General features: G+C 53.3%; 25 protein-coding genes. All 25 read left to right on the forward strand.

Features of this window, described 5'->3' with window-relative positions; all coding sequences use genetic code 11:
• The first annotated feature begins 231 nt into the window (after nt 1-231).
• Nucleotides 232-603 (forward strand): NADH-quinone oxidoreductase subunit A, encoded by a 372-nt coding sequence (locus tag BA6348_RS05070; protein ID WP_005831769.1) that lies wholly within the window; start codon nt 232-234, stop codon nt 601-603.
• Nucleotides 594-1,112: a NuoB/complex I 20 kDa subunit family protein gene (locus BA6348_RS05075; protein ID WP_005831771.1), complete on the forward strand. Its 519-nt coding sequence runs from the start codon at nt 594-596 to the stop codon at nt 1,110-1,112. The genes BA6348_RS05070 and BA6348_RS05075 overlap by 10 nt, the downstream gene beginning before the upstream one ends.
• A complete protein-coding gene (locus BA6348_RS05080; RefSeq protein WP_005831773.1) occupies nt 1,109-2,152 on the forward strand; it encodes an NADH-quinone oxidoreductase subunit C in 1,044 nt (347 codons plus the stop codon). The genes BA6348_RS05075 and BA6348_RS05080 overlap by 4 nt, the downstream gene beginning before the upstream one ends.
• A gap of 3 nt (nt 2,153-2,155) precedes the next feature.
• Nucleotides 2,156-3,304, forward strand: a complete 1,149-nt coding sequence (locus BA6348_RS05085; protein WP_005831775.1) for an NADH-quinone oxidoreductase subunit D — start codon at nt 2,156-2,158, stop codon at nt 3,302-3,304.
• The gene (nuoH, locus tag BA6348_RS05090; RefSeq protein WP_174435197.1) at nt 3,301-4,311 is read left to right on the forward strand and encodes an NADH-quinone oxidoreductase subunit NuoH; all 1,011 of its coding nucleotides are present in this window, start codon (nt 3,301-3,303) and stop codon (nt 4,309-4,311) included. The genes BA6348_RS05085 and nuoH overlap by 4 nt, the downstream gene beginning before the upstream one ends.
• A 110-nt stretch (nt 4,312-4,421) precedes the next feature.
• Nucleotides 4,422-4,835 (forward strand): NADH-quinone oxidoreductase subunit NuoI, encoded by a 414-nt coding sequence (gene nuoI / locus BA6348_RS05095; RefSeq protein ID WP_005831780.1) that lies wholly within the window; start codon nt 4,422-4,424, stop codon nt 4,833-4,835.
• A 1-nt stretch (nt 4,836) separates the two neighbouring features.
• A complete protein-coding gene (locus tag BA6348_RS05100) occupies nt 4,837-5,346 on the forward strand; it encodes an NADH-quinone oxidoreductase subunit J (protein WP_007778448.1) in 510 nt (169 codons plus the stop codon).
• Complete coding sequence (gene nuoK / locus BA6348_RS05105; protein ID WP_005831784.1) at nt 5,343-5,654, forward strand: NADH-quinone oxidoreductase subunit NuoK; 312 nt, start codon at nt 5,343-5,345, stop codon at nt 5,652-5,654. The genes BA6348_RS05100 and nuoK overlap by 4 nt, the downstream gene beginning before the upstream one ends.
• A gap of 26 nt (nt 5,655-5,680) precedes the next feature.
• Nucleotides 5,681-7,603: an NADH-quinone oxidoreductase subunit L gene (gene nuoL, locus BA6348_RS05110; protein WP_005831785.1), complete on the forward strand. Its 1,923-nt coding sequence runs from the start codon at nt 5,681-5,683 to the stop codon at nt 7,601-7,603.
• A complete protein-coding gene (locus tag BA6348_RS05115; RefSeq protein ID WP_122952860.1) occupies nt 7,587-9,128 on the forward strand; it encodes a complex I subunit 4 family protein in 1,542 nt (513 codons plus the stop codon). Before nuoL ends, BA6348_RS05115 begins: the two co-directional genes overlap by 17 nt.
• A gap of 3 nt (nt 9,129-9,131) precedes the next feature.
• Nucleotides 9,132-10,658, forward strand: coding sequence for an NADH-quinone oxidoreductase subunit NuoN (gene nuoN / locus BA6348_RS05120; RefSeq protein WP_005831791.1), 1,527 nt, complete (start codon nt 9,132-9,134; stop codon nt 10,656-10,658).
• A 105-nt stretch (nt 10,659-10,763) separates the two neighbouring features.
• Nucleotides 10,764-10,994 carry a DUF1146 family protein gene (locus BA6348_RS05125; RefSeq protein WP_005831793.1) on the forward strand — a complete coding sequence of 77 codons (231 nt, stop codon included), beginning with the start codon at nt 10,764-10,766 and terminating at the stop codon, nt 10,992-10,994.
• Between the two features lie 100 nt (nt 10,995-11,094).
• Nucleotides 11,095-11,841 (forward strand): YwmB family TATA-box binding protein, encoded by a 747-nt coding sequence (locus BA6348_RS05130; RefSeq protein WP_122952861.1) that lies wholly within the window; start codon nt 11,095-11,097, stop codon nt 11,839-11,841.
• Between the two features lie 18 nt (nt 11,842-11,859).
• Nucleotides 11,860-13,185 carry a UDP-N-acetylglucosamine 1-carboxyvinyltransferase gene (gene murA / locus BA6348_RS05135; protein WP_007778456.1) on the forward strand — a complete coding sequence of 442 codons (1,326 nt, stop codon included), beginning with the start codon at nt 11,860-11,862 and terminating at the stop codon, nt 13,183-13,185.
• Between the two features lie 152 nt (nt 13,186-13,337).
• The gene (gene spoIID / locus BA6348_RS05140; protein WP_025843651.1) at nt 13,338-14,354 is read left to right on the forward strand and encodes a stage II sporulation protein D; all 1,017 of its coding nucleotides are present in this window, start codon (nt 13,338-13,340) and stop codon (nt 14,352-14,354) included.
• A gap of 91 nt (nt 14,355-14,445) precedes the next feature.
• Entirely contained in the window at nt 14,446-15,171 is a 726-nt protein-coding gene (locus tag BA6348_RS05145; protein ID WP_005831802.1) for a M23 family metallopeptidase, read from the forward strand.
• A gap of 182 nt (nt 15,172-15,353) precedes the next feature.
• Nucleotides 15,354-15,641 carry a sporulation transcriptional regulator SpoIIID gene (spoIIID, locus tag BA6348_RS05150; protein WP_005831806.1) on the forward strand — a complete coding sequence of 96 codons (288 nt, stop codon included), beginning with the start codon at nt 15,354-15,356 and terminating at the stop codon, nt 15,639-15,641.
• Nucleotides 15,642-15,718: 77 nt separating this feature from the next.
• A complete protein-coding gene (gene mreB / locus BA6348_RS05155) occupies nt 15,719-16,735 on the forward strand; it encodes a rod shape-determining protein (protein WP_005831808.1) in 1,017 nt (338 codons plus the stop codon).
• 6 nt (nt 16,736-16,741) lie between these two features.
• Nucleotides 16,742-17,710: a flagellar hook-basal body protein gene (locus BA6348_RS05160; RefSeq protein ID WP_007778464.1), complete on the forward strand. Its 969-nt coding sequence runs from the start codon at nt 16,742-16,744 to the stop codon at nt 17,708-17,710.
• Nucleotides 17,711-17,725: 15 nt separating this feature from the next.
• Complete coding sequence (locus BA6348_RS05165) at nt 17,726-18,559, forward strand: flagellar hook-basal body protein (RefSeq protein WP_007778467.1); 834 nt, start codon at nt 17,726-17,728, stop codon at nt 18,557-18,559.
• Nucleotides 18,560-18,592: 33 nt separating this feature from the next.
• A complete protein-coding gene (locus BA6348_RS05170) occupies nt 18,593-18,847 on the forward strand; it encodes a DNA-directed RNA polymerase subunit beta (RefSeq protein ID WP_005831814.1) in 255 nt (84 codons plus the stop codon).
• 148 nt (nt 18,848-18,995) lie between these two features.
• Entirely contained in the window at nt 18,996-19,517 is a 522-nt protein-coding gene (locus BA6348_RS05175) for a CDP-alcohol phosphatidyltransferase family protein (protein ID WP_035985901.1), read from the forward strand.
• Nucleotides 19,518-19,681: 164 nt separating this feature from the next.
• Nucleotides 19,682-20,140, forward strand: a complete 459-nt coding sequence (gene fabZ, locus BA6348_RS05180; protein WP_005831818.1) for a 3-hydroxyacyl-ACP dehydratase FabZ — start codon at nt 19,682-19,684, stop codon at nt 20,138-20,140.
• A 70-nt stretch (nt 20,141-20,210) separates the two neighbouring features.
• On the forward strand, nt 20,211-20,948 hold the full coding sequence (locus BA6348_RS05185) for a WecB/TagA/CpsF family glycosyltransferase (protein WP_174768820.1): 738 nt from the start codon (nt 20,211-20,213) through the stop codon (nt 20,946-20,948).
• A 27-nt stretch (nt 20,949-20,975) separates the two neighbouring features.
• A complete protein-coding gene (locus BA6348_RS05190; protein ID WP_122952862.1) occupies nt 20,976-22,076 on the forward strand; it encodes a glycosyltransferase family 4 protein in 1,101 nt (366 codons plus the stop codon).
• Nucleotides 22,077-22,157: the final 81 nt, after the last annotated feature.

The following is a 22,157-nucleotide window of genomic DNA, read 5'->3' on the forward strand; positions in this document are numbered from 1 at the left end:
TTCTCTGAGTTTTTCCCTTTATATGGCACTACAGGAAGGCTTTCGTTAGACACCTAATTGGCAATTTGATATAATGATAAAGGTATTTTTTTCTAGCAGTATCGGGCTGCGACAACGTTCATACCTTCATCTGCGATGCTGCGAGCAGTACCCCTTTGATGAAGTGATTACTTCTTCCGGAGGGCAGCGCAAGACAGATTCAAATCTTTCTTACGAGCGGAGGGAACGTGGGTGAATGAGATCTATACCAACAATTATGTTATTGTCGCGATCTTTTTGATTCTGGGTGTGTTGTTGCCCGTTGCTACGGTCAGTTTCGTTGGTCCACTACTGCGTCCAAAGAAACCGACACGGGAGAAGCAAACCACATATGAAAGCGGTAACATTCCTGTTGGTGACAGTTGGGTACGCTTCAACGTGAAGTATTACATTTTCGCCCTCATGTTTGTCATTTTTGATGTAGAAACGCTCTTTCTGTACCCGTGGGCCGTCGCTTACAAAGAGCTGGGGCTGTTCGCCCTGGTCGAGATGGTCATCTTTATATCCTTGCTGGTAGTAGGGTTGATTTACGCGTGGAGAAAGAAGGTGCTGGAATGGAACTAGATCTGACAAGCATTGCGCCTGAATTGCAAGAAGAACTCGATCGCAACGTCATGTTTACGACATTGGAAACGGTAAAAGGCTGGGTCCGCAGCAACTCGCTCTGGCCGCTGACTTTTGGTCTGGCCTGTTGCGCCATCGAAATGATGGGAACAGGTGGAGCGCGTTACGACCTGGACCGGTTCGGCGTGATCTTCCGGGCATCGCCAAGACAATCCGATGTCATGATCGTCGCTGGAACCGTCACGAAAAAAATGGCTCCGCTGCTGCGCCGTTTGTACGATCAGATGCCTGAGCCGAAATGGGTGATCGCCATGGGGTCCTGTGCGACGGCGGGAGGCCCTTACGTACGCTCGTACAGCGTGGTCAAAGGTGTCGATCAGATCGTTCCTGTCGACGTATATATTCCGGGCTGTCCGCCTAACCCAGCGGCCCTGATTTACGGAATCAACAAGCTCCAGGAAAAAATTCGCTACGAAGCGAAGACTGGGAAGCGGGTGACCAGTCAATGAGCGACGAAAAACGCAAGCCAACGCCGGAGGAAAAAGCGAAGGCCGCCGCTGAAGCCCGTGCCAAGGCTGAAGCTTTGCGAAAATTAAGAGAACAGGAAGGGCAGGCTCCACAGCCGGAACCGGAAGCCGAGGAAGCTCCCGCGCAAGCCCAAGCAGCAGAACCGCAAGCAGAGGCCGCAAAGCCCGTCTCGGAAATGACGCCAGAGGAAAAAGCCGCTGCGAAAAAAGCTGCCGCTGCTGAAGCTTTGGCGAAGGCAAAAGCTGCGAAAGAAGCCAAAGAGGCTGCCCAGCAAGGTGATGCTGCTCCGACAGCAGACGGTGCCGACGCGGATGCGAAAGCAAAAGCGGCTGCTGCCGCAAAAGCCAAGGCCGCAGCCGCGGCAGCAGCGAAGGCGAAGGCCGCCAGGGAAGCAGGCGGGCAAGCAGCAGAAGGCGGGGATGACGACGCCAAGGCAAAAGCAGCAGCCGCTGCAAAAGCCAAGGCCGCAGCCGCAGCAGCAGCAAAGGCGAAAGCTGCGCAGGGAGATGCTCCGGCTGCGGAGGAAGCGCCAAAAGCTCCTTCCAAAAATCAGCCGTATCTCGACAAGTACGTGCAGCGTATTACAGAAGTGTTTGGCAAGGAAGTACTGGAGGCCGCCTACATTAACGAGCTGGGCAAGGAAGTCCCGACGCTGGTGATCCCGGTAGAGCGCTGGCATGAAATCGCCCGGTTTCTGAAGGAAGACGAGCCGCTGGCATTCGATTACTTATCTGATTTGCACGGTGTCGACTATGAGGACCGGATGGAGGTTTACTACCACTTCTACTCCTACAAAAACCGACAAAGTTTGGCTGTAAAAGTCAAAACAAACCGGGAACAGCCATCTGTCCCGTCTGTCATGGATATATGGCATGGCGCAAATTGGAACGAGAGAGAGACTTTTGACTTGTTGGGGATTCATTTCCCGGGACATAACGATTTGCGTCGAATTTTGCTGCCGGATGATTGGGTAGGCTATCCGCTGCGAAAAGACTATGTGCAATACGACGAGGAGGTTTAACAGATGAACCAAAACATCCTCACAACAAATGTCGATACCTCTTCTGAAACGGGCATTCGCACGGAAGAGATGCTCTTGAACGTCGGGCCACAGCATCCGAGTACACACGGCGTTTTCCGTCTGGTCGTCAAAATCGACGGGGAAACCATCAAGGAAGCGATTCCGGTGATGGGCTACCTCCACCGAGGCACAGAAAAGCTGGCGGAAAACCTGAACTACACGCAAATCATCCCTTACACAGACCGGATGGACTACGTGTCCGCCATGACCAACAACTACGTCCTTTGTCACGCAGTGGAAACGATGATGGGACTGGAAATACCAGAGCGTGCCCAGTTTTTGCGGCTGATTGCCATGGAGCTGAACCGGGTTGCCAGCCACCTGGTCTGGTGGGGAACATACCTGCTTGACATCGGCGCGATGGGCCCGTTTCTGTATGCGTTCCGCGATCGCGAAATGATTCTCGACCTGTTCAACGAGCTGTGCGGGGCGCGGATGACCTTCAACTACATGCGGATTGGCGGCGTCAAATGGGATGCGCCTCCAGGCTGGATCGACAAGGCGAAGGAATTCGTCCAATACATGAAGAAAGAACTAAACAACTACCATCAACTGGTGTCGGGAAATGAAATTTTTATCAGCAGGATCAAAGGCATCGGCACATTCGACACCAAGACGGCGCTCGACTACTCGTTGTCCGGAGTCATGCTCCGCGCCACCGGAGTCAAGTGGGACTTGCGCAAGGATGAGCCTTACTGCATCTACGACCGCTTCGATTTCGATATCCCGACCGCAACAGAAGGAGATTGCATGGCTCGCTACCAGGTGCGGATGGCGGAAATCGAACAGTCGCTGCGCATTTTGGAGCAGGCTCTGGAGCAATTCCCGAGCGAGGGCGAAGTGATCGGCAAAGTGCCGCGCGTCATCCGGCCGCCAGCAGGCGAGACTTATGTGCGCATCGAATCCCCGCGGGGAGAGATCGGCTGCTACATTGCCAGCCAGGGCAAGGATAAGCCATGGAGATTGAAATTCCGCCGTCCGTCCTTTACCAATCTGCAAATTCTGCCCAAACTGTTGCAGGGAGAAAGCCTTGCCAACATGATCGCGATCCTGGGCAGCATCGACATCGTGCTCGGGGAGGTTGACTGTTGATGAATGCGCTTCTGCAGCAAGCCCCCTCATGGGGAAACACGCTCTGGTTTATCGTGGCGGCGGTGCTCCTGCTGGCTGTCCTGCTTGGTTTCGTAACGTACGCCATTTACTTCGAGCGCAAAGTCATCGGCTGGATGCAACTGCGCATCGGACCCAATCGTGTAGGTCCGCTCGGGCTTTTGCAAACCGTCGCTGACGTGACCAAGCTTCTCCTGAAAGAAGATACGCGTCCGAAGCATGCGGACAAAGCGCTGTTTACACTGGCGCCCATTCTCGCCTATGCGCCTGCCTTCGCGGTTTTGGCCGTCATGCCGTTTACGGAAAGCATCCAGTTTGCCGACTTGGGAATCGGCCTTCTGTACTATATCGCCCTGTCGGGAATTACCGTGCTGGGCGTGATTACGGCTGGCTGGGCTTCGAACAACAAGTACTCGCTGATCGGGGGTCTCCGCTCTGCTGCGCAGATGATTAGCTATGAAGTGCCGCTAGTCATGTCCGTGGTGGGTGTCGTTCTGTTGACGGGCAGCATGAATCTCAGGGAAATTGTCGAGGCGCAGCGGGATGTCTGGAATATCGTTCCGCAGTTTATCGGCTTCGCCGTCTTTATCGTGGCGGCCCAGGCCGAGCTGAACCGCACGCCGTTTGACTTGCCGGAGGCCGAGTCGGAGCTGGTGGCAGGGTACCACGTCGAATATTCCGGCTTCCGCTTTGCCATGTTCATGCTGGCGGAATACGTCTACATGTTCGGGATGGGTACGTTGATTACGATTTTGTTTTTGGGCGGCTGGCTGCCCATTGTTCCGGCTTTGGACTTTATCCCGGGCATCGTCTGGTTTGTCGTCAAGTTCTCGCTGTATATCTTCCTTCAGTTCTGGCTTCGGGCCACAATGCCGCGCTTGCGGGTCGATCAGTTGATGTCGTTTGCCTGGAAAGTTCTGCTGCCCGTGGCCTTGTTCAACATTTTGCTCACGGCCGTAGTCGTTTCCTACCAGAACGGCATGTTCTAATCTGCTCTACGCGGCAGCGAGGCAACTGCTAGGTGTCCCACGTTTATACGCGCAGGCTTCGCCATCGGCAAGGCGAAAGCCAAGTTCTCAATATCTGAGGGGTGACATACATGCTTGGACTGGCCAAAGGCCTGGGATATACATTTAAGAAGCTTACGGAGAAAAAAATAACCCATTTTTACCCGGATGTGCCCTTTCCCATGCCGCCACGTTTTCGCGGCGTCCAGCACTTTTCCCCGGAAAAATGTATCGTGTGCAACCAGTGCGCGCGCATTTGTCCGACAGAGTGCATCCAACTGACAGGGAAGCCCCATCCGGACCCGGAGAAAAAGGGGAAAATTATTGATACGTACGATATCAATTTCGAATTGTGCATCCTGTGCGACCTCTGTACAGAGGTGTGCCCGACCGAGGCGATTGTGATGACCAACAACTTCGAGCTGGCTGCCTACAGCAGAGACGAATTGTACAAAAACCTGAAATGGCTGGATGACAACAATACGAACGTCAGGGAGGAGAACTAGCATGACTGGCGAATTTGTGGCCTTTTTTATCCTGTCTCTCCTGACGATTGGCGGCGCAGTTTTCATGATTAGTTTTACGCGTGTCGTACACATGGTGATCTCGCTCGGGATTACGTTTATCAGCATCGCCGGACTGTTCGTTTTGCTCGGTGCGGAGTTCGTAGGGGTAGCACAGGTGCTGGTCTACTCTGGAGCTATTTCCATCCTGATGCTGTTCGGTATCATGCTGACTAAGCACGATGCCCAGGATGAAGGAACCGGACGGACGTGGAAAAATCGCTTTATCCTGCTCTTTGTCGTCGGCTTGTTCGGTCTGTTGTTCTGGGGTGTGCAAAACACGCCGTGGCCGGCACCGCCGCCGCCAACCGCATCGCCTGTGAGCAACGCCAAAGAAATCGGGCTTGAAGTATTCACCAAGTACGTCATTCCGTTCGAGCTGTTGTCCGTACTGCTGCTGGTCGCATTGGTCGGTGCGATCATCATGGCGAAAAAGGAGGGGGATAACGAATGACGGTAAGCATCACCTCCTATTTAATGGTCGCGCTGATTCTGTTTTGCGTCGGATTGTACGGAGCGCTGACAAAGCGCAACGCGGTTGTCGTGCTGCTCTCGATCGAGCTGATGCTGAATGCGGTCAATATCAACCTGATCGCCTTCTCCAAATACGGCTTGTATCCCGCTGTAGCCGGACAAATTTTCACGCTGTTCACCATGACGGTGGCGGCAGCCGAGGTCGCAGTGGGTCTGGCGATCCTGATCGCGCTCTACCGCAACAGAGAAACGGTCAACGTGGATGAAATGGACCAAATGAAACGATAGATGGAGACCTGATAAGGAGGACAAAGATGGATACTTTTTTGCACTACGCCTGGCTGATCCCTCTGTTTCCGCTTCTTGCTTTCATCGTGATCGTTTCATTTGGTCGCCAGTTGAAAGAAGGAGCGGCCATCGTCGGCATCGGGCTGACGGCTGTTTCTTTCGGGATCGCAGTGCTCGCCTTCTGGCAGAGATTCCGGGATGGGGGAGCAGACTACAATTACGTGGTAGAGTGGCTGCACGTCGGTGACATTGTCATCAACATGGGCTTCGAGGTAACGCCGCTCAATGCAATGATGCTGGTCATCGTGACCTTGGTCAGCCTGCTGGTTCAGATTTATTCCAAAGGCTACATGCACGGCGACGAGCGTTTTCCGGTGTTTTACCAGTACCTGGCGCTGTTCACGTTTTCCATGCTTGGTCTGGTGATTTCGCCGAACCTGCTGCAAGTGTACATTTTCTGGGAGCTGGTCGGTGTCTGCTCCTTCCTGCTCGTCGGCTACTACTACTTCAAGCCGGAAGCGAAGGCTGCGGCCAAAAAAGCGTTTATTGTCACGCGGATCGGCGACCTGGGACTGTTCATCGGGATCTGTCTGTTGTTCTGGTGGACAGGAAGCTTTGAGTACGGGGCGATTTTTGAGAGTGTGGCGCTCGGACGGCTGGAGCCGTGGATGATTACCGTTGCCGCGATTCTGATTTTTATCGGGGCGATGGGCAAATCAGGCCAGTTCCCGCTGCATACGTGGCTGCCTGACGCGATGGAAGGTCCTACGCCAGTGTCTGCCCTGATTCACGCGGCGACGATGGTTGCTGCCGGCGTGTATCTGGTGGCGGCTACTTATCCACTGTTTATCGCCTCAGAAACAGCGCTGACGGTGGTGGCTTATGTGGGCGGCATCACGGCGATTTTTGCCGCTTCCATCGGTTTGACACAGCGGGACATCAAGCGCGTGCTGGCGTATTCGACAGTCAGCCAGTTGGGCTACATGATGATGGCGCTCGGCGTCGCCGGAGCTGCCGGTTATGTGGCTGGATCGTTCCACCTGATGACACACGCCTTTTTCAAAGCGTTGCTCTTTCTCGGAGCGGGCAGCGTAATCCACGCTGTACATACGCAGGACGTTTTCGAGATGGGTGGTTTGTGGAAAAAAATGCCGGTTACGGCGTTGACCTTTTTGATCGGATGTCTGGCAATCGCGGGGATTTTTCCGTTCGCCGGATTCTGGTCGAAGGAAGCGATATTGGGCGCTGTGTATGGGGCGCATCGCTACGATCTTTTGGTCATTGCGCTCGTTGCAGCTTTCTTTACCGCATTCTATATGTTCCGATTGTTTTTCCTCACGTTCGCCGGAAAGGCCAGAGGCAAGCACGAAGCGCACGAGTCTCCAGGCGTCATGACTGGTCCGCTGCTAATTTTGGCGCTGCTTGCGGTTGTGGCTGGTTTTGTGAACACGCCATACGCTCCGCTGCTGTCTGACTGGCTCCTGTCTACGAGCACGGGAACGGCGATCACAGGCATTTTTGGAGAGGGAACAGAGCATGCGGCGTCCTGGCTGCAAATCGTGGCGCTGCTCATCTCGGTGCTCGGAGTCATTTTGGCCTACTTCATGTACGGCAAAAAGTCGATTTCCCCGGACAGCATTCCCGAAACGCTGCCGTGGCTCTATCGACTCTCTTACCGAAAATACTATGTGGATGAGCTGTATCACTATGTCGTTGTGCGGCCGCTCGGCTGGCTGGGCATTTTCCTGAACGGGTTTGACAAGTACGTGGTGGATGGCCTGGTTGGGCTGACAGCCAAGATTGCACAAGGGATCGGCTCCCTGCATGCGCGAGTGCAAAGCGGTCAGATCCAGTCTTACGGGGCGATGGTCCTGTTCGGTCTGCTGCTGTTGATTATCGCCATCAGTTTGACGGTCGAGGGAGGTGGACTCTTTGGATTCGGGCGCTAATATCCTTTTGTCGTCGCTGGTGTTTTCGCCGCTCCTGGCGATTCTTATCATCGCCTTCATCCCGAGCCGCCGATTCGGGGCAATCAAGCAGGTGGGGGTACTGGGAACCTTGCTGCCGCTGATTTTGGCCTTCTGGATGTTTGGAGCTTTCAATTACGATACGTCCAATCTTCAGTTTGTCGAGCGCCACGACTGGATTTCCATCCCGATCGGACTTGCGCAGACGGGGACGGTTTTTGCGTTTGAAATCAACTACGAGCTGGGCGTGGATGGCATCTCGATGCCGCTGATTTTGCTGACAGCGATTATCGGCACGATGGCAGCGGTCGCTTCCTGGCAGATCAAAAAGCGGCTGAAGGAATTTTTCATCCTGTTCCACCTGCTGCTGATCGGGATGCTGGGTGTGTTTGCCGCCGATAACCTGTTTTTGTTCTTCATCTTCTTCGAGCTGACGCTGGTGCCGATGTACTTCCTCGTCGGCATCTGGGGCTATGGCGAGCGGGAGCATGCGGCGAACAAGTTCCTTTTGTACAACGGAATCGGCTCTGGCATCATGCTCCTGGCTTTCATCATGATTTTCGTCGTGATGCGGACGCTGAATATCGATCAGATTTCCGCGATCCTGACGACACCGGAGCATCCGGTCACTGCCGCGCTGACGCCAGCGATCCGGCTCGGGCTGTTCCTGGCGCTGTTTGTAGCCTTTGCCATCAAGCTGCCGGTATTCCCGTTCCATACGTGGATGCTGAAGGTGCACGTACAGGCTCCCCCTTCCATCGTCATGATCCACTCCGGCATTTTACTGAAGATGGGGGCTTATGGACTTTTGCGGATGGGCATCGGATTTTTCCCGGAGCAAGCCTATCAGTTCTCGACGTGGCTGGCGGTTTTGGGAATCATCAACGTTTTGTACGGAGCAGTTCTCGCTTTTGTGCAAAAAGATTTGAAGATGGTTCTGGCCTATTCCAGTATCAGCCACATGGGGATCGTACTGCTTGGCTTTGCGGCGATGAACTCGATCGGCTTTCAGGGAGCGATGTTCCAGGTCGTTTCCCACGGCTTTATTTCGGCGCTGCTGTTCTTCCTGATCGGCGTCATTTGGGACCGGACGCAGACTTCGATGATCGACGAGCTCGGCGGCCTGGCCAAATCCATGCCGTTTGTCAGCGGGATTTTCCTGGCTGGCGGGATGGCGTCGCTGGGACTGCCAGGCATGTCCGGGTTTATCAGTGAGTTTTTCGCTTTCCTCGGGCTGTTCGGCCGGATGCCGGTGTTGGCCGCGGTCGGGGCGCTCGGAATCGTGCTCACAGCCGTTTATTTGCTACGGGCGATCCTGCGGACGACATTTGGCCCTACGCCAAGCCGTTTTACGGGTCTTGCGGACGCACAGCCAATGGAAGTGATTCCGATGGTCGTGCTGCTCGGCTTCATTATACTCATCGGGGTGTACCCGGCTATTTTGGGCAATCCGATGCAGCAGGCCCTGAAAACGATCGTACCGATCGTAACGGGAATAGGAGGGTAATCCATGGACGTAAAAGATATTTTCTCATATGACTGGAGCTACCTTCTGCCCGAATTTATCATTCTCGGATTTGCGACGATTCTGTCGCTCCTGGACCTGTTTGCGGGCAAGCGCCTTGGCAGGCAGGTGATCGGCTGGCTGTCCCTGGTGGGGGTAGTGCTGGCGACAGTCTTTGTCTTCGTCAACGTCAATGTGCTCGACAAGCCCTACAGCTACATGGCGGACATGATCCGCATTGACGACTACGGCAACGCGTTCAAGCTGCTTTTCCTGGGCGGGACGGCATTTGCGATCCTGATCTCTCTCTCGTATTTGAAAAAGGGAGAGGTTACCCATACGGGAGAGTACTATTATTTGATGCTGACAGGTCTTTTGGGGGCCATGGTCATGGCGTCCTCTGCCGATCTGATTACGCTGTTCGTAGGTCTTGAGCTTTTGTCCCTGTCGTCCTATGTGCTCGTCGGCCTGCGGAAAAAGTCGCTGCAGTCGAACGAGTCGGCTTTCAAATACGTCGTCTCGGGCGGAATCGCCACAGCGGTTACCTTGTTCGGGATGTCGTACGTGTACGGACTGACGGGAACGACGCATATTTACGAAATCTCGTTCCGCTTGGCAGAGGCCGGAATGGCCGGCTATCAGTTCCTCGTGTACATGGCCTTTGCCTTTTTGGCGGTCGGTCTTGCCTTTAAAATATCCGCGGCTCCCAACCACATGTGGGCGCCGGATGTGTACCAGGGCGCTCCGACTCCAGTCACGGCGTTTTTGGCGGTCGTATCAAAAGCGGCAGGCTTCTCGCTGTTGTTCCGCGTCCTGCTGATCTCGTTCTTTAACGTCAACGACGGGGCAAACCGCTTCTTTTTCCAGGAAGGGAGCCTGTACCTCGGCCTGATGGCGGCAGCCTCGATGATTATCGGTAACACGATGGCGCTGCGGCAAACAAACGTCAAGCGCATGATGGCTTACTCGGGTATCGCGCAAGCGGGTTACTTGCTGGTGCCGTTCGTGCCACCGACGACGCTGTTTTTCGGCGAAGTGATTTTCTACCTGTTCGGCTATTTGCTCGTCAGCTTCGGGGCCTTCGCGGTCATCATGGTTGTCACCCGCGAGCAAGGGACAGAGGAGATCAAAGGCTTCGCAGGCTTGTATCACCGCTCGCCGATTATGGCGATTGCGATGAGCATTTTCCTGCTGTCGCTGGCGGGCATTCCTGTCACCGCAGGATTCTTCGGGAAATTCTATCTGTTCATGGGCGCTCTGGCCCAGGAAAACTACTGGCTGGCAGCGATCATGATCGTCACAAGCGTCATTTCCTATTATTATTACTTCGGGATTATCAGACAGATGTACATGCGTCCGGGGACGAGCGAAGCGCCGCTCGCCGTGCCAAAAGGCATCTGGACTCTCGTTTTCGTCCTGGCTCTTTTGACGGTGTTTTTCGGGGCCTTCCCGGGTCTGGTTACCGATTACGTACAGATTCATTTCAATCCGTCGTTTGACTTTGGGAACATGCTTCCTCCCAACTTTCAGTGATACTCGTAACGGAACGCTACATCATGTACAATAGAAGGGATAGCTCGCTTTCGGGCTGTCCCTTTTTCTTTTTTTGGTTACTGATTTGCAAGAGGAGGAACAACCATGCCGCAAGAAGTGTACGGCGTATTGAGCATCGTCATGTCGATTGTATTCATTGCACTCGCCTGGTGGGCTCTGCAATCATTTCGCTTTGAAAAGATCGTCAAGCATCCGCAGGGGGCGCAAGCCAAGCTGCTGCAAATTCTTTTGTCGATCGTGATCGGCTACGAAGTATCGCGCTTTTTCCTGGATTATTTGGGCTGGTCCATGACTTTCGGCAACCTGTTTTCCTGATTGACCAAACTTCATTGCGTTTGCTGGTATATCTACCCAGTTTCATGTGCAAAATGAGAAGTACAAAGAGATAGCCATGAAACATGGGGAGAGGATTTAAATGGGGAAATGGTCTGGCCTGCTTGTACTTGCTCTATTGCTGGCAGTTTGTGTTGTGTACTGGATGCCTGCGCAGGCGTCGGAAGCAAAACCTGTTGCGAGCAAGCTAATGCAAACGCTCGAAGATTCAGGAGCAACGGGCGTATCCATCCAGGTACGCGCGCGTGTGGCAATGGGAGAAGTGCTGCGTCCGGAAGAAGTCAAAGAGTTGGCACGGACATGGGCAAAAAAGCTGGAGATCCCTCTTTCCCTTGACGGGGAATCGCAGAACAGCAACGTTCTTATGTATCGGACTACATACAAGCAAAACGGCGTTTCGGTGCGCTACGAGGTGACAGGCGTTCCTAAAAATGGTTCGTTTGACACATATCTAGTGCTGCAATTATCCGGAAGCCGTGAATCCCTACTATATATTGAGCAGATACAAGAAACCTTCGCGAAAGCCCTGAAAAATGCCGACTTTATTCCGCAAATTAGCACTTGTATTCGCGGATTGTACAATGTTAAGATGAGTGTTGACCAACAGGGGGGTAAAATTATGTCGATTTTTGCTACCCTCCAGGCAACAGAATTGGAACGTTTACAAGATGAGACGGTTGTCAGTATTTCCGGACATACCCCTTTGTGGGAGCCATTCATCGCGTTAAACGGGCAAAAGATGAATCTGCAAGTGGCGACACACCGTGACAGTGGCAATGCTGGCACATGGGTCACTGTAGGTACGCCAATCATCACAGTGGAATATTAGCACGCGGAGGGGTACACATTGGATAAAATTATTGTCCGTGGTGGTAAGGCATTGGCCGGTAATGTGAAAGTATCTGGCGCCAAAAATGCCGTACTCCCTATTATTGCAGCATCTATCCTGGCAGAAGAAGGAACATGCGTGATCTCGGATGTACCTGCTCTCGACGATGTCAGGACGATATGCGACCTCTTGAAATCGATGGGAATCTCCCTTACATATGATCATGAAGTGCTGACAATCCATGCTTCCGAGCTCACCAGCGTGGAAGCATCCTATGAACTGGTCCGCAAAATGCGTGCATCCTTCCTGGTGATGGGGCCGCTTTTGGCAAGAAAAGGACAGGCTCGTGTCGCTCTTCCAGGTGGTTGTGCCATTGGTACCCGCCCGATCGACCAACACCTAAAAGGGTTTGAGGCTATGGGAGCCAAAATCGAGATCGGACAAGGGTTTATTGAAGCGAAAGCAGACGGGCGATTGAAAGGGGCAAAAATCTACCTCGATATCGCAAGCGTCGGCGCAACGGAAAATATCATGATGGCGGCTGCTTTGGCCGAAGGGACGACCGTGATTGAAAACGCGGCAGAGGAGCCGGAGATTGTCGACCTGGCCAACTTCCTGAACAGAATGGGCGCAAAAATCCGCGGTGCGGGAACTGGCTCTATTCGCATTGAAGGCGTGGAAAAGCTGAAGGGCTGCACGCATTGCGTCATCCCTGACCGGATCGAGGCGGGAACGTTCATGGTAGCCGCAGCGATTACGGGTGGCGATGTCTTTGTGGAAGGCGCGATTTGCGATCACCTGAAATCCGTCACTGCCAAGCTGCGGGAAATGGGCGTAGAGGTAGACGAGCAGGAGAACGGCATTCGCGTTCGCCGGACTGGTCCGCTCAAGGCTGTCGATCTCAAGACGCTGCCGTATCCAGGCTTCCCGACTGACATGCAGTCGCAAATGATGGCGCTTTTGCTTGTTTCAGAAGGAACGAGCATCGTGACTGAAACCGTTTTTGAAAATCGTTTCATGCACGTGGAAGAGTTCCGCCGCATGAATGCCAATATCAAAATCGAAGGACGCAGTGCGATTGTGGAAGGCGGCTCCAAGCTGACCGGAAGCAAGGTAGCAGCGACTGATTTGCGCGCAGGTGCCGCATTGGTGCTGGCTGGCTTGGTGTCAGAGGGGGAGACAGAGGTTACGGCTCTCCATCATATCGACCGTGGGTACGTGAACTTTACGGAAAAACTGCTGGCGCTTGGGGCAGATGTAGAGCGCGTAGGCCCAGAGGAGAAAAAGCGCGAAGCGGTAGTACCGGATACGATCAAGGTAAGCTTCTCTCCTAATTTTGCGTAACCAATGTGTCAGCTATATGACAAAAACGAAGATTCTCTGCGAAAGCAGGGGGTCTTTTTTCTTTTCTCGCGACTCTCTTACTCTCTCGTTCTATCGGTCTGCGGCAGTACATAGACTGAAAGTGTCTAGCACTTAACGGGGAGGATCACTTGATGAAACGCTACTTGCTCATAGGGTTTATCACTTTGCCGATCTTGCTCGTCCTGATGCCGGCCGCGCTGGTCTATCTGTTTGCTCCCTCGCACGATTCGGCCGCCCAGCCAGCCGCAGCCGTCCAAGGGCAGGACAAACCCGCAATGGCCGGAACTGCCCCGTCGCTTTCCATCAAGGTCTACCGGACAGAAAAAAAGGTTGTGGAGACACTGCCGCTGGAGACGTACATTGCCGGAGTGGTAGCCGCCGAGATGCCTGCCGAATTTGAACTGGAGGCGCTGAAAGCCCAGGCGATGGCTGCGCGAACGTATATCGTGCGCAGGTTGAAGCAAGGGAAGTTCGACGACGTGCCGGCAGGCGGACAGGTGCTGGATACCGTCCAGCATCAGGTCTATATGGATGAAGCGCAGCGCCGCGAGCGCTGGGGGGACCAATACGAATGGAAAAGCAAGCGCATCGAGCAAGCCGTTCAGGCAACTGCGGGTGTCGTGCTGACGTACCAGGGAGAGCCGATTGATGCGACGTTTTTTTCCACCAGCAACGGTTTCACCGAAAACTCGGATGAGTACTGGGAAAGGCCGATCCCTTATTTGAAAAGCGTTGCCAGCCCGTGGGATATCGAGTCTCCCCGTTATGAAGAAACGGTGGTCAAGTCGACGGCAGAGCTGGAAAAAGAGCTGGGCGTGAAGCTTGCGCAGGAGGCGTCTTCAAGTGGGGCCTGGTATCGAATCGAGTCGCGAACGACAGGCAATCGGGTTGGCAAGATCAGCATTGGCGGCAAGGAGTTCAGCGGGCGGGAATTTCGCGAAAAGCTGAATTTAAATTCGTCGTCCTTTTCGTTGGAACTCAGGGGGAATCAGGTGTTTATTACGACCAAAGGATACGGCCACGGTGTCGGCATGAGCCAGTGGGGAGCAAACGGCATGGCCAAGAGCGGAAAAACCGCCGAGCAGATCGTGAAGCACTTCTATCAAGGAATCAGCCTGCAGGAATACTCGCAAATTTTGCGCGCCTAGCAAAAAAGAACGCAAATTTTTACTTTTCCCTACTCCCTCAGGTTTATACGCCAAAATTCTGGCGATACTGAGGGATGAGGTGATGAATAAAATGGAAGATCAAAAAAATCAAAATCAACCGATTCCATTCAAGAAGGCAAGCTCTTGGAAAAAAGTTTTGGGCAAGAAGTGGGCGTTCCCCGCAATCTACATCGGAACCGCAGCAATCATTCTCGCTTTTGTGATGTGGTATCAGGGCAGCGTCATGGACACGGTCTCCAAAATGACGAATGTCGGGGATAACGTGGCAGTGACAACTCCAGCGGCTCCTGAGACACCAGAGCAAAGCGAAGAAGCGGTACCTGTAACAAGTGGCGTTCAACCGTTGGCATGGCCTGTAGGCAAAAACGTTCAGTATGAGCTGGGAATGGGCTACTACGATGAGCAGGCGTCCAAAGACGAGCAGCAAAAAGCGCTCGTCAAGTACGGCAATTCCTTCTACCCGCACACGGGTATTGATTTGAAGGCAACCGACGGCAAGAGCTTTGATGTTGTCGCTGCGCTCGCCGGAAAAGTGACCAAGGTGGAGAATGATCCGCTCGTCGGCAAAACCGTTGAGGTAGAGCACGCTGACAAAATGGTCACCGTTTATCAAAGCCTGGAAAACATCACAGTCAAACCGGGCGATGAAGTGACACAGGGCCAGGTCATCGGATCGGCCGGCCGCAACGAGTATGAAAAAGACTTCGGCGTCCACCTCCACTTTGAAGTACATGTGGACGGCAAGCCGGTCAACCCTCAGCAATATTTGCTGCAGGCGGAAGCAAAAAATCAATAACAGGCGAAATCATGGAAAACACCTGCAAAATCAAGCGTCTTGCGGGTGTTTTTTTGCTGTTGGTACAAACTGTGGAAAAAAGATGCGGCCGTGCTGGCTTGTCAGGCTTGGAAACGTAGAATATGTGTCCCTACGCACCCATATATTGTATCAGACAATGTAGATACAAGGAGGCGAGTAATGTGCACGACTACATCAAAGAGCGGACCATCAAGATTGGCCGATATATAGTAGAGACGCGAAATACGGTTCGGATGATCGCCAAAGAGTTCGGTGTTTCCAAAAGCACAGTGCACAAGGACTTGACGGAAAGGCTGCCTGAAATAAATCCGGAGCTGGCTAACCAGGTTAAGGAAATTTTGGAATATCACAAAGCCATCAGACATCTTCGGGGAGGCGAAGCGACCAAGATCAAGTACAAGCGGCGCAGTAAAAAAGTCCGCGTGGAACAGGAGGAAAGTGTCCAATAAAGAATTTCCTTGTCCTCTCACGTAGAAGAGCCTATGATATTAGGTAGAAATGTAACTGGTAACAGGGAGGACCTTTCATGTTTGGCAAAGATATCGGGATCGACTTGGGGACGGCCAATGTCTTGGTGTATGTAAAAGGCAAGGGGATAGTCCTAGACGAACCATCTGTCGTGGCAATAGATAATAATACAAGAAAAGTATTGGCCGTGGGGCACGAAGCGCATCGCATGGTGGGCCGCACCCCAGGTAATATCGTAGCGATCCGACCTTTGCGCGAAGGGGTCATTGCGGATTTCGAGATTACGGAAGCGATGCTGAAGCACTTTTTGAACAAAATCGGCGGGAAAAGCATGTTTGCGCGCCCACGCATTCTGATCTGCTGCCCGACGAACATTACGTCTGTCGAGCAAAAAGCGATTCGCGAAGCAGCAGAGCGCAGTGGCGGCGCAAGACAGGTATTTATCGAAGAAGAACCGAAAGTTGCCGCAGTAGGGGCAGGGATGGATATTTTTCAGCCGTCGGGCAATATGGTAGTGGATATCGGTGGGGGTACGACCGATGTTGCGGTACTGTCTATGGGCGATATTGTCACGTCTTCCTCCATCAAAATAGCTGGAGACACATTCGATGTGGCCATTATGCGGTACATAAAAAATAAATACAAACTGCTGATTGGAGAGCGTACGGCTGAAGATATCAAGGTTCAGATCGGAACCGTATCCGGCGGGCGCCAGGACGAAATGGACATTCGTGGTCGAGACATGGTAAGCGGCTTGCCGCAAACAATTACCATTCAATCGGGCGAAGTCCAAGAAGCCCTGGCCGAGTCGGTGAGCGCGATTGTACAAGCCTCCAAATCTGTTTTGGAACGAACACCTCCGGAGCTTTCTGCCGATATAATTGATAAGGGTGTTTTCCTGACCGGCGGCGGCGCACTTTTGCACGGTATCGACGAGATTTTGGCAGAGGAGCTGAAGGTTCCTGTGCTGGTAGCGGAAGAGCCGATGATGTGTGTAGCCAAAGGAACCGGAATGATGCTGGACTATTTGGACAAAGTACCGGCTCACTCGAATAGGCGATTATTCAGGGGGTAAGATGACGTGATAAGAGGCTTGTATACGTCTGCATCTGGCATGCTGGCCTTGCAAAACAGGCAAGAATCGCTGGCGAATAATCTGGCTAACATCAATACGCCTGGTTACAAACAGGACGTGGGTGTGATGCGAGCGTTTCCGGAACAGCTACTCTCGCGCATGCGCGATTCCGAAGGGCCTGAATTTCCTGGCATTCCGAATATGCCGGGACAGCCTGCGGTAATCGGACGGTTGAACTCCGGCGTGTACATGTCGGAAGCCATCCCGAATTTTACACAAGGGGACATCGAGGAGACGCGCAATCCGTACGATGTCGCTCTGTTGGACAACCTGCAGCCCGATCAGGACGGCAATGAACGCCGGCTGTTTTACAGCGTGGCACGGATTGAGGACTTGACGCAGCCGGCTCAGCAAGAGGATATCCGCTACACGAGGAACGGCAACTGGAGCGTAAATGCGGATGGATACCTGGTGACGCCGGACGGATACTATGTGCTCGACAATCAAAATCAGGCGATTCGGCTGAACGATCCGGACACCGGCATCAATGTCGGCCAGGACCTGAAAATCAATCAGGCTGGCGAGCTGCTCTACCGGGATACGGCGAGCGAGGAGTACCAGACGCTTGCCGCCCATCCGCGACTGGGCTTGAGCGTCGTGACTGATCCGCAGAAGCTCGTTCGCGAGGGAACAAACGTCTTCCGCTATGAAGGCGACGCAGAGGTACAAGCAATCGACATCGTGGAAGCAGAAGATCAGGCTGCACTGGCAGCCGGAGAGTACGATACGCCTGCTGTTGCAGGGCGATACGGCACGCAGCAGGGCTGGAGAGAGCGCTCCAACGTAGACCCGGCGCAAACCATGACAAGCATGATGAGCGTGCTGCGCGCGTATGAGGCGAATCAGCGGGTGATTACGACAATTGATGGCACGCTGGACAAGGCCGCTAATGAAATCGGACGGGTAAATGGATAATAGGAGGTAGGAAGGATGCAGTCGCTTAACATCTCGACATCGGCCATGCGCGGCATTCAGCAGGCGTTGGACAATACCGCCAACAACCTGGCGAATATTGATACCATTGGCTACAAGCGCAGAGTGGCATCGTTTTCCGAGCTTCTCGCCGATTCGATGACCGAGCAGCCGGCAGTGGACAATCAAAACCGCAATACGCCTGCAGGCTTGCGTGTGGGCAGTGGCGCCCGCCTCGGCTTGACCAAGCTCGATCTCGGTCAGGGCAGCGTCAAGCTGACGGATGTGCCGACGAATGTGCTGATTGAAGGGCCGGGCTATTTTCTGGTCACGCACAAAATCAAGGATGCAACCGGAGCGGTAATTCAGGAAGAAAGTCGCCTTACGCGCGACGGCTCTTTCAAGGTACAATACGATGATGACGAGGGCGGCTATGTGCTGCACACGACATCCGGCCACATTCTCACGGACAATAACGGTGTGAACATCGTTTTGCCTGAGCCGGTGCAAGACATTCAAATTACGCCAGAGGGCGAGCTTTCTGCCAATGGAGTCTCCTATGGCACGATCGGCGTCTGGAAAGTGGACAATCCGGATCAATTGCAGCAGGTGGGACAAAACTTGTTCGACGCCGAGCTTGCTTCCGGGGAAAACCCGATGACCAAGTATGCCAACGCCATTGAGGAAGGCATTGCTTCACTGCGCCAGGGGGCACTGGAAGGCTCCAACGTGACGATGACAGAGGAAATGTCGCAACTGGTGAACATTCAACGCGCTTATCAACTGAATTCGCGGGCCATCGGCATCAGCGATCAGATGATGGGAATTGCCAATTCGCTGCGCAGCAGATAATTCATTCAATCAGTGACGACGGAGGAGAGGAGCATGGAACAAGGGAAGGGTAGAAGGTTCCCGCGTGATACCGAAGAGGTTAGGAAAAAGCCAAAAGAGCGGGAACGGAGCGGCAGAAACTGGCGAGTGACGGTCGCCAAGATTGTGCTGGTCCCACTCCTGTTGTTTTTCTCTCTCGTCATCGGTTTGGTAATTGGCTACGGAGTAGTGGGACACAAGCCGACAGCGGAAGTATTTGATCTCGGGACATACAAGCATATGTGGGACTTGCTTTTTGCAGATACGTAAGCAACGAAAAGAGAAGAGCAAGCTGGACAAGCCCGAACCGGATGGTTGGGGCTGCCTGTTTTTTAGAGGGACTTGTTGCGCAGATTGTCCACAGAGTATAATAGATCGAGTGGTTGAAAAAGGAAGCGACGATTCTTGCTACGGAGGGATGTCCGTGAATCTTCCCAATTTGCTTACGATCTTTCGCATCGTGCTCATCCCTTTGTACCTGTATGTCTTTTTCTCCGGGATTCCTTTTCACGTCGAAATCGCTTTGGGCATTTTGATTTTGGCGGGAGTCACGGACATCGCAGATGGGTACATCGCGCGGAAACATAAGCTTGTGACCACAATCGGAATCATGTTGGACCCTCTGGCAGACAAGTTAATGATGTTGGCGGTGATCGCCTCATTGTTTTTGACAGAGCGGATCAGCGTGTGGGCCGCCCTGTTTTTCTTTATGCGTGATCTGGCCATGATAATAACAGGAGCTATTTACCACTTCCGGGGCAAAAAAACGGTACCAGCAAATGCATATGGCAAGTTGACAACAGTTCTTTTGTATTTGGTCATACCGCTTGTCATGTATAGATATCATTACAGCGAAGCGATATTGTGGACGGTGATCGCGTTCTCGTTCATTACGAGCGCGATCTATTTAGGGAAGTTTCGGCTGTTGAACCGCACGTAAGGGATGGAAAAAGAGCACTTCCCGTTTGGGGAGGAAGTGCCCCTTCTATTTTAACCCCGCTATGCCGACTTGTCGGAGGCGGGAGTTACGTTTATTCTCAGTTTGCCAACTGGTCTTCATGCACGGACAAGCCCAGATAAAGTATGGAAATGGAGCGATCAGACATGGAATTTAAAGCACCGCTTGATATTATGCAAATCCAGGAAATCATTCCGCACCGCTATCCGTTTTTGCTGGTGGACAAAATTGAAGAGCTGGAGCAAGGAAAACGCGCAGTCGGGATCAAGAATGTGACAGTGAACGAGCCGTTTTTCCAGGGGCATTTTCCTGGCTATCCGGTCATGCCTGGCGTCCTGATTGTGGAAGCGTTGGCGCAAGTCGGAGCTGTCGCCATCCTCAGCATGGAGGAGCATCAAGGAAAAATCGGGCTGTTTGCCGGCATTGACGAGTTTCGTTTCAAGGATCAGGTGAAGCCTGGCGACACGCTAACGCTGGAAGTTGAGCTGACGCGCGTGCGCGGTTCGATCGGCAAAGGGCACGGGAAGGCCATCGTTAATGGGAAAGTAGTCGCAGAGGGCGGACTGATGTTTGCCTTGACGGCAGGAAATAAAGCACATTCATGATATCCTTGAATGTGCTTTTCTTTTCGGGTAAAATGGCTAGTGGGCAACTTATATAATGAAGGTGAAAACATTGACCAAACAGGTCGCAAACATCTTAGGTGTGCCATTTTCGACTCGCGGCTTTCGCGAGACAGTCACATATATAGCAGAACGCATTAAAAACGGCCAAAAGACCCATGTCGTAACAGCCAATCCGGAAATCGTCATGCTGGCGAGGGCGGATCGCGCTTTTCAATCGATCGTGGAACAAGCCTATGTCGTTCCCGATGGAATCGGCATCGTCTACGCTGCCAAATGGACGAATCAGCCGATCCGTGAGCGCGTTACAGGCGTGGAGCTGCTGGAAGCGTTGATGGCGGAAGCAAACAAGCACCAGTGGGGAGTCTACCTGCTCGGTGCCAAGCCGGATGTCATCCGTTTGGCCGCGGAAAAGCTGGCTGCTCGCTACCCGAATGCGCGCATCGTCGGATACCGGGACGGATTTTTCCGGGCAGAAGACGAGGAGGGCATCGTGCAGGAGATTGCCGAAGCCAGGCCGGAGCTGCTGTTCGTCGCACTGGGCGCGCCCAGACAGGACGAATGGATGGTGAAGTATCGCGATCGCCTGAACGCCTCCTTGATGATGGGGGTAGGCGGCAGCTTCGATGTCATCTCCGGAAAAGTAAAACGAGCGCCGGAAATTTGGCAAAAATTGCATTTGGAATGGTTTTACCGACTAGCTTCTCAGCCGTCTCGCTGGAAGCGTCAACTGGCTATTCCCCGGTTTGTTTTGACCGTATTAAAAGAAAAATGGAGTAGCCGTTCCTAGATGCATCCGTAGAGAGGAGAACAGTCGATGTCTACATTAATCCTCGGATTTCTGACTTCGCTGATCGTATCGTTTATTGCGACACCATATGTAAAAAAACTGGCTGAAAAGGTCGGGGCAGTAGATGCTCCCAACCAGCGCAAGGTACATACGCGGATTATGCCCCGCATGGGGGGACTTGCTATTTACCTGGGCTATCTGGTGGCTTTCTTCCTGTTCGTTCCTTACGCCAGCATGTCGGAAATGCTTGGAATTTTCATCGGCAGCACCATCGTGATGGCTGTGGGCATGCTGGATGACAAGTACCAGCTCTCGCCGAAATGGAAGCTGCTCGGCCAACTGATCGCCACGGCGATCGTCGTCATCCCGTTCGGACTCAAGATCGGCGTCGTCAATCTCCCGTACTCCGGTAGCATTGACTTTAGCAGCGGCTGGCTTTTCTGGCTGGCCATTCCGATCACGATGTTCTGGATCGTCGGCGTGACCAACGCCGTCAACCTGATCGACGGCCTGGACGGCTTGTCCGCAGGCGTCTCCGCTATCGCGGCAGGAACGATGGGCGTCATGGCCCTGCTGATGGGCGATTACAAGGTTGCGACTTACTGCTTCGTGCTTTTAGGAGCGATCCTGGGCTTTCTGTACTTCAACTTTCACCCGGCCCGCCTGTTCATGGGCGACACCGGTTCGCTTTTCTTAGGCTTCAACCTGGCTGCGCTGTCGATCATGGGCTTCAAGGAAGCGCTCTTCGTTTCCTTCATCATCCCGATCGTCGTGCTCGGCGTTCCGCTTTGGGACACGTTCTTCGCAATCGTGCGCCGCATCGTGAACAAAAAGCCGATCTCCAGCCCGGACAAGGGACACCTGCACCACTGTCTGCTAAACATGGGCCTGTCCCATCGTGCCACGGTCCTTACGATCTACTCGATCAGCATCTTTTTCGGCACAATGGCGATCCTGCTCACCAAAACGACGAAGTGGACGACCATCATCGTCATGGTCGTACTCCTGATCGCCATCCACCTGGGCACCGAAATCGTCGGCCTCGTCAGCCGCCGCCACCGCCCGCTGATTAATGCGTATAGACGGTTGAGGATTAAACAAGCCGAGCAAGAGCGGCGGACGAATTAACGTGGGAAGCCACTGCATTTTGAGATGCAGTGGCTTTTTTTTCGCCAATTTTTAGGGGGAAGCTCTTAACTGTCGAAAGAA

The sequence above is a fragment of the Brevibacillus agri genome (genome assembly GCF_004117055.1).
GTDB classification, from domain to species: domain Bacteria; phylum Bacillota; class Bacilli; order Brevibacillales; family Brevibacillaceae; genus Brevibacillus; species Brevibacillus agri.

Excerpts from the sequence above, each read along its gene's own strand:
- BA6348_RS05075 (WP_005831771.1), top strand. The coding sequence starts at position 594 with ATGGAACTAGATCTGACAAGCATTGCGCCTGAATTGCAAGAAGAACTC.
- BA6348_RS05080 (WP_005831773.1), top strand. The coding sequence starts at position 1,109 with ATGAGCGACGAAAAACGCAAGCCAACGCCGGAGGAAAAAGCGAAGGCC.
- BA6348_RS05085 (WP_005831775.1), top strand. The coding sequence starts at position 2,156 with ATGAACCAAAACATCCTCACAACAAATGTCGATACCTCTTCTGAAACG.
- nuoI (WP_005831780.1), top strand. The coding sequence starts at position 4,422 with ATGCTTGGACTGGCCAAAGGCCTGGGATATACATTTAAGAAGCTTACG.
- BA6348_RS05100 (WP_007778448.1), top strand. The coding sequence starts at position 4,837 with ATGACTGGCGAATTTGTGGCCTTTTTTATCCTGTCTCTCCTGACGATT.
- nuoK (WP_005831784.1), top strand. The coding sequence starts at position 5,343 with ATGACGGTAAGCATCACCTCCTATTTAATGGTCGCGCTGATTCTGTTT.
- nuoL (WP_005831785.1), top strand. The coding sequence starts at position 5,681 with ATGGATACTTTTTTGCACTACGCCTGGCTGATCCCTCTGTTTCCGCTT.
- nuoN (WP_005831791.1), top strand. The coding sequence starts at position 9,132 with ATGGACGTAAAAGATATTTTCTCATATGACTGGAGCTACCTTCTGCCC.
- BA6348_RS05125 (WP_005831793.1), top strand. The coding sequence starts at position 10,764 with ATGCCGCAAGAAGTGTACGGCGTATTGAGCATCGTCATGTCGATTGTA.
- BA6348_RS05130 (WP_122952861.1), top strand. The coding sequence starts at position 11,095 with ATGGGGAAATGGTCTGGCCTGCTTGTACTTGCTCTATTGCTGGCAGTT.
- spoIID (WP_025843651.1), top strand. The coding sequence starts at position 13,338 with ATGAAACGCTACTTGCTCATAGGGTTTATCACTTTGCCGATCTTGCTC.
- BA6348_RS05145 (WP_005831802.1), top strand. The coding sequence starts at position 14,446 with ATGGAAGATCAAAAAAATCAAAATCAACCGATTCCATTCAAGAAGGCA.
- mreB (WP_005831808.1), top strand. The coding sequence starts at position 15,719 with ATGTTTGGCAAAGATATCGGGATCGACTTGGGGACGGCCAATGTCTTG.
- BA6348_RS05165 (WP_007778467.1), top strand. The coding sequence starts at position 17,726 with ATGCAGTCGCTTAACATCTCGACATCGGCCATGCGCGGCATTCAGCAG.
- BA6348_RS05170 (WP_005831814.1), top strand. The coding sequence starts at position 18,593 with ATGGAACAAGGGAAGGGTAGAAGGTTCCCGCGTGATACCGAAGAGGTT.
- BA6348_RS05175 (WP_035985901.1), top strand. The coding sequence starts at position 18,996 with ATGTCCGTGAATCTTCCCAATTTGCTTACGATCTTTCGCATCGTGCTC.
- fabZ (WP_005831818.1), top strand. The coding sequence starts at position 19,682 with ATGGAATTTAAAGCACCGCTTGATATTATGCAAATCCAGGAAATCATT.
- BA6348_RS05190 (WP_122952862.1), top strand. The coding sequence starts at position 20,976 with ATGTCTACATTAATCCTCGGATTTCTGACTTCGCTGATCGTATCGTTT.